The sequence below is a fragment of the Bradyrhizobium sp. P2_E8 genome, assembly GCF_056403875.1.
The window spans coordinates 1-6,171 of the sequence record NZ_JBFUES010000417.1; the positions used below are offsets into that span (position 1 = coordinate 1).

At 64.5% G+C, this 6,171-nt stretch carries 4 protein-coding genes; 3 read left to right on the plus strand and 1 reads right to left on the minus strand.

The window, feature by feature from the left end:
- Window positions 1-54: 54 nt before the first annotated feature.
- The gene (gene secA, locus AC1D00_RS22220) at window positions 55-2,895 is read right to left on the minus strand and encodes a preprotein translocase subunit SecA (RefSeq protein ID WP_135174909.1); all 2,841 of its coding nucleotides are present in this window, start codon (window positions 2,893-2,895) and stop codon (window positions 55-57) included.
- 353 nt (window positions 2,896-3,248) lie between these two features.
- On the opposite strand from secA, the gene AC1D00_RS22225 reads away from it, so the two are divergent.
- The 3 genes from AC1D00_RS22225 (at window position 3,249) to AC1D00_RS22235 (ending at window position 5,917) form a co-directional block, all read left to right on the plus strand.
- A complete protein-coding gene (locus tag AC1D00_RS22225) occupies window positions 3,249-4,157 on the plus strand; it encodes a peptidylprolyl isomerase (protein ID WP_135174910.1) in 909 nt (302 codons plus the stop codon).
- 102 nt (window positions 4,158-4,259) lie between these two features.
- Entirely contained in the window at window positions 4,260-5,501 is a 1,242-nt protein-coding gene (argJ, locus tag AC1D00_RS22230) for a bifunctional glutamate N-acetyltransferase/amino-acid acetyltransferase ArgJ (protein ID WP_135174911.1), read from the plus strand.
- A gap of 5 nt (window positions 5,502-5,506) precedes the next feature.
- On the plus strand, window positions 5,507-5,917 hold the full coding sequence (locus AC1D00_RS22235; RefSeq protein ID WP_271576844.1) for a (deoxy)nucleoside triphosphate pyrophosphohydrolase: 411 nt from the start codon (window positions 5,507-5,509) through the stop codon (window positions 5,915-5,917).
- Window positions 5,918-6,171: the final 254 nt, after the last annotated feature.

Consider the following 6,171-nt stretch of genomic DNA (forward strand, 5'->3'; position numbering starts at 1 on the left):
GACGACAGTGGAGATTGAGGCGCCGGTGTTGCGCCTCACAAGTACATTCAGGCCTTACGCATACCGCCCGTGGCAGTGCTTGTACTTCTTGCCCGAGCCGCACGGGCAGTCCTCGTTGCGGCCGATCTTGCCCCAGGAGGCCGGGTTCTTCGGATCGCGCTGGGCGGCGTCGGAGGCCGGTGCGCCGAGCGTGACGCTGGCGAGCGCCATCTCGTCCTCGCCGGTGTTGGGGTCGAACTTGTGCGCCTCCATCGGCGGCAGCACCGGGGCTTCCTGCTCCGGCGGGACGATCTCGACGCGCATCAGTTGCGCCGTGACGGCCTCGCGCAGGTGCGCGCTCATCTCCTGGAAGAGATTGAAGGCCTCGGTCTTGTACTCCTGGAGCGGATCGCGCTGGCCGTAGCCACGCAAGCCGATGACCTGGCGCAGATGGTCCAGCATGATCAGGTGCTCGCGCCAGAGATGGTCGAGCGTCTGGAGCAAGATGGTCTTCTCGACGTAACGCATCACGTCGGGGCCCCATTGCGCGACCTTGGCGGCCATGTGCTCGTCGGCGCGGGTCTCGATGCGGTTGAGCAGCTCCTCGTCGGCGATGCCCTCTTCCTTGGCCCATTCATCGACCGGCAGGTCGAGATCGAGCACGCGCTTGAGCTCTTCCTTCAGGCCGGCGACGTCCCACTGCTCGGCATAGGCATGCTCGGGCACGTGCTTGGCGACGAGGTCGTCGATGAAGGCATGGCGCATGTCGGTGACGGTCTCGGCGACGCTGTCATCCTTCATCAGGTCGACGCGCTGGTCGAAGATGACCTTGCGCTGGTCGTTCTGGACGTTGTCGAACTTGAGCAGGTTCTTGCGGATGTCGAAGTTGCGGGCCTCGACCTTCTGCTGCGCCTTCTCCAGGGCCTTGTTGATCCAGGGATGGATGATGGCCTCGCCCTCTTGCAGGCCGAGACGCTGGAGCATGCTGTCGAGGCGATCCGAGCCGAAGATGCGCATCAGATCGTCTTCCAGCGACAGGAAGAACTTTGAGCGGCCGGGGTCGCCCTGACGGCCGGAACGGCCGCGCAGCTGGTTGTCGATGCGGCGGGATTCGTGACGCTCGGAGCCCATGATGTAGAGGCCACCCGGCTTCGTCACGGTCTTGGCCGGCTTTGAGCCCTTCGCCGGCTCGATCTCGACGACCTCTTCCGCCTTCAGCACGATCTCGCGGAAGCGCTCGACGTCGGCCTTGATCTGCTCGATCTTCCTGGCCTTCTCGGCCTCGTCCTCGATGCCCGCGGTCTCCTTCGGGATGCGCATATCGAGCGAGCCGCCGAGCTTGATGTCGGTGCCGCGGCCGGCCATGTTGGTCGCGATCGTGATCGCGCCGGGCACGCCGGCTTCGGCGACGATATAGGCTTCCTGCTCGTGGAAGCGCGCGTTCAGCACCGCAAACAGCTTTGCCGGCTTGCCCGCGCGGGCCGCTGCGTAAAGCTTGTCGAGCGCGTTCTCCTTACCGAAATCGATCTGCTTGTAGCCGTTCTTCTTGAGGAACTCGGCGAGCACTTCCGACTTCTCGATCGACGCCGTACCGACAAGCACCGGCTGCAGCCGCGAATTGGCGCGCTCGATCTCGGCGAGGATGGCAGAATATTTTTCCTGGTGGGTGCGATAGACCTCGTCGTCCTCATCCAGGCGGCCGACCGGCACGTTGGTCGGGATCTCGACGACTTCGAGCTTGTAGATGTCGAAGAGTTCGTCGGCTTCGGTCAACGCCGTACCGGTCATGCCCGCAAGCTTCTCGTACATGCGGAAGTAATTCTGGAACGTGATCGAGGCCAGCGTCTGGTTCTCGGGCTGAACCTGGACGTGCTCCTTGGCTTCCAACGCCTGATGCAGGCCTTCCGAATAGCGCCGGCCGGCCATCATGCGGCCGGTGAACTCGTCGATGATGACGACCTCGTCGTCGCGGACGATGTAGTCCTTGTCGCGAGTGAACAGCGTGTGGGCGCGCAGCGCCTGGTTGATGTGATGCACGACGGAGACGTTCTCGACGTCGTAGAGCGACTCGCCCTTGAGCTGGCCGGCATCGCGCAGCAGCGTCTCGATCTTCTCCATGCCGGCTTCGGTCAGCGTCACCGTGCGCTGCTTCTCGTCGACGTCGTAGTCGGTCTTGTCGAGCTTGGGCAGGAACCCATCGATGGTGTTGTAGAAGTCGGAGCGGTCGTCGAGCGGACCGGAGATGATCAGCGGCGTGCGCGCCTCGTCGATCAGGATGGAGTCGACTTCGTCGACGATCGCGTAGAAGTGCGGTCGCTGGACCATGTCCTCGAGCCGGTACTTCATGTTGTCGCGCAGATAGTCGAAGCCGTATTCGTTGTTGGTGCCGTAGGTGATGTCGCAGGCATAGGCCGCCTTGCGCTCGGCATCGTCGAGACCATGGACGATCACGCCGGTGGTCATGCCGAGGAAGCTGTAGATCTGGCCCATCCAGCCGGAGTCGCGGCGGGCGAGATAGTCGTTGACCGTGACGACGTGGATGCCCTTGCCGGCGAGCGCGTTGAGATAGACCGCCAGCGTCGCCACCAGCGTCTTGCCTTCGCCGGTCTTCATCTCGGCGATATCGCCCTCGTGCAGCACCATGCCGCCGATCAGCTGGACGTCGAAATGGCGCTGGCCGAGCGTGCGCTTGGCGGCCTCACGCACGGTGGCGAAGGCGGGCACCAGCAGGTCGTCCAAGGTCTTGCCCTCGGCGAGCTGCTTCTTGAAGTCCGCGGTGCGGGCCTTGAGCTCCTCGTCGGAGAGCTTGATGAGCTCGGGCTCCAGCGCGTTGATCGCGTTGACGCGGGACTGATATCCCTTCACCCGCCGGTCGTTGGCGGAGCCGAAAAACTTGCGGGCGAGCGCGCCGATCATGCCTAGTTCCTGTGTTCGCGATTTAACCGCGTTGCAGCCAAGAAGTTGTCACCCGACTGCCTATCAACTCACCGTGACGCCTGATGGCGCCAGAGCCCGGACTGCGGGGTTCATCCGCCATATGGGTGGGAATTGGGCAAGTCTGGGTTCAACGGCCAAAAACGCAGCAAAATAAACGCCATCGCCATGGTCGCGACCGGGCAGAGATATGGCCCGGTCAGGGCCTTGTCAACGGCGGGCGCATTGCGGCTAATTCATCATTTTGACAGACTTTTCGCGTTGCCAAGCCCCCCTGAATTGGGCGAGTGTCCGCCCCGCTCGAGCAGCCCCCTGCTTCAACATAAGGATTTTCCATGACCACCTCGTTCCCGGTAACCAAAACCGGCCTGCGCTTCGGGCTTGCCACTGCCCTCGTGGGCTGCCTTGCGCTGGCGCTGATCGCGGGTCCCGGCCGGGCTGCCGACGATCCGGTCCTGGCGAAGGTCAATGGCGCGGAAATCAAGAAGAGCGACGTGGCCATGGCCGAGGAGGAACTCGGGCCGAGCCTTGCCCAGATGGACCCGGCGACCAAGGACGAGAACGTCCTGTCCTTCCTGATCGACATGAAAATCGTCAGCAAGGCTGCCGAAGACAAGAAGGTCGCCGACGGCGAGGAGTTCAAGAAGCGCCTGGCGTTCGCCCGCAACCGCCTCCTGATGGACAGCCTGCTCGCCAACGAGGGCAAGGCCGCCACCACCCCCGACGCCATGAAGAAGGTCTACGAGGAGGCCTCCAAGCAGATCACCGGCGAGCAGGAGGTGCGCGCCCGCCACATCCTGGTCGAGACCGAGGACGAGGCCAAGGCGGTGAAGGCCGAGCTCGACAAGGGCGCCGATTTCGCCGAGCTCGCCAAGAAGAAGTCGAAGGATCCGGGCTCCGCCGACGGCGGCGACCTCGGCTTCTTCACCAAGGAGCAGATGGTGCCGGAATTCTCGACGGTGGCCTTCGCGCTGGAGCCGGGCAAGATCTCCGACCCCGTGAAGTCGCAGTTCGGCTGGCACATCATCAAGGTCGAGGAAAAGCGCAGCCGCAAGGCGCCGGACTTCGAGCAGGTCAAGGCCCAGATCGAGCAGTACGTCACCCGCAAGGCCCAGGCCGACTACGTCGCCAAGCTGCGCACGGAAGCCAAGGTCGAGCGGCTGGACCAGCCGGCTGCGGACGCCAAGCCGGCCGACGCGGCGAAGCCCTCCGACAGCAAGATGGCGCCCCCTGCGAAGAAGTAAGAATTCGCTGTCACTTCACGGACGCCAATAGTATCTAACGTCGCAATGGCCGGGCAAATGCCCGGCCATCTGCATATCCAGACCTCACCAAGGCGCCCCGCGATGTCCTCCTCCGTCTCTCCCCTCGCCCCGAAACACGTTCCCGACATGCCCGTGATCGCGGGCGTCCGCCTTGCGACGGCCGAGGCCGGCATCCGCTACAAGAACCGCACCGACGTGCTGCTGGCGGTGATGGACAAGGGCACCGCGGTGGCGGGGGTCTTCACCAGGTCGAAATGCCCGTCCGCGCCGGTGGAATGGTGCCGCGCCAAGCTGAAGGGCGGCAAGGCGCGCGCCCTGGTCGTCAATTCCGGCAATGCCAACGCCTTCACCGGCAAGACCGGGCGCAGCTCCACCGCGCTGACCGCCAAGATCGCGGCCAAGGCCGTCGGGTGCAGCGAGAGCGAGATCTTCCTGGCCTCGACCGGCGTGATCGGCGAGCCGCTGGACGCGACCAAGTTCGATGGCGTTTTGGGCCGGCTGGCCGAGACCGCCGAGCCCGGCGACTATCTCGCCGCGGCCAAGGCGATCATGACCACCGACACCTTCCCCAAGGTCGCGACCGCGACCGTCAAGCTCGGCAAGGCCAAGGTCACCATCAACGGCATGGCCAAGGGCGCCGGCATGATCGCGCCCGACATGGCGACGATGCTGTCGTTCATCTTCACCGACGCGCCGATCGCGCCGGCCGCGCTGCAGGCGCTGCTCAAGAGCGGCGTCGAGGACACCTTCAACGCGGTGACGATCGACGGCGACACCTCGACCTCGGACACGCTGCTGGCCTTCGCGACGGGCGCTGCCGCCGAGCACGGCGCGCCCAAAATCAGCCGCGCCAGCGATCCCAGACTGAAGGCCTTCGTCAAGGCCTTCAACCAGGTGCTCGCCAACCTCGCCGAGCAGGTTGCCCGCGACGGCGAAGGCGCGCGCAAGCTGGTCGAGATCACGGTCGAAGGCGCCAAGACCAAGGCGTCGGCGCGCAAGATCGCGATGTCGATTGCGAACTCGCCGCTGGTGAAGACCGCGATCGCCGGCGAGGACGCCAACTGGGGCCGCGTGGTGATGGCCGTCGGCAAGGCCGGCGAGCCGGCCGATCGCGACAAGCTCTCGATCTCCTTCAACGGCATCCGCGTCGCCAAGAGCGGTGCACGCGATCCTGACTACGACGAAGCGCAGGTGTCGGAGGCGATGAAGGCGCCGGAGATCGCGATCAAGGTCTCGCTCGGCCTCGGCAAGGGTCGCGACCGCGTCATGACCTGCGACCTCACCAAGGAGTATGTCGCGATCAACGGGGATTACAGGTCATAGTCTCCATGACCACTCTCAAGCTCACACTGGTGGTGGCCTGCGCGCTTGTCGACGCCGACAAGCGCGTCCTGATCGCACAGCGCCCCGAAGGCAAGTCGCTGGCCGGCCTCTGGGAATTTCCCGGTGGCAAGCTTGAGCCCGGCGAGCGGCCGGAGCAGAGCCTGATCCGCGAGCTGCATGAAGAGCTCGGCATAACCGTCGCCGAGCCGTGCCTGGCGCCGCTGACCTTCGCGAGTTACGGCTACGAGACCTTCCACCTGTTGATGCCGCTCTATATCTGCCGGCGCTGGGAGGGGATGGTCACGCCGCGCGAGGGCCAGACTCTCGCCTGGGTCCGTGCCAACAAGCTGCGCGACTACCCGATGCCGCCCGCGGACATTCCGCTGATCCCGCATTTGATTGATTTGCTGATGTGAGGTCGAGGCGCTCAGCACGTCTCAATCTCCATTGTCGTCCCGGACAAGCGCGCCCAAAGCGCGCGCAGATCCGGGACCCATAACCACAGGGTCATGTTGTCGAGGAAGTAGTCACTCCGAGTCGTGACAACAACTACTTCCTGTGGTTATGGGTCCCGGCCTTCGCCGGGACGACATCGAATTCTTGGGCGGCGGTCTCGGCAATGACGGAGAAAACGATTCAGCTCTCCCCCGCCTTCTTCACCGCCTCCGCC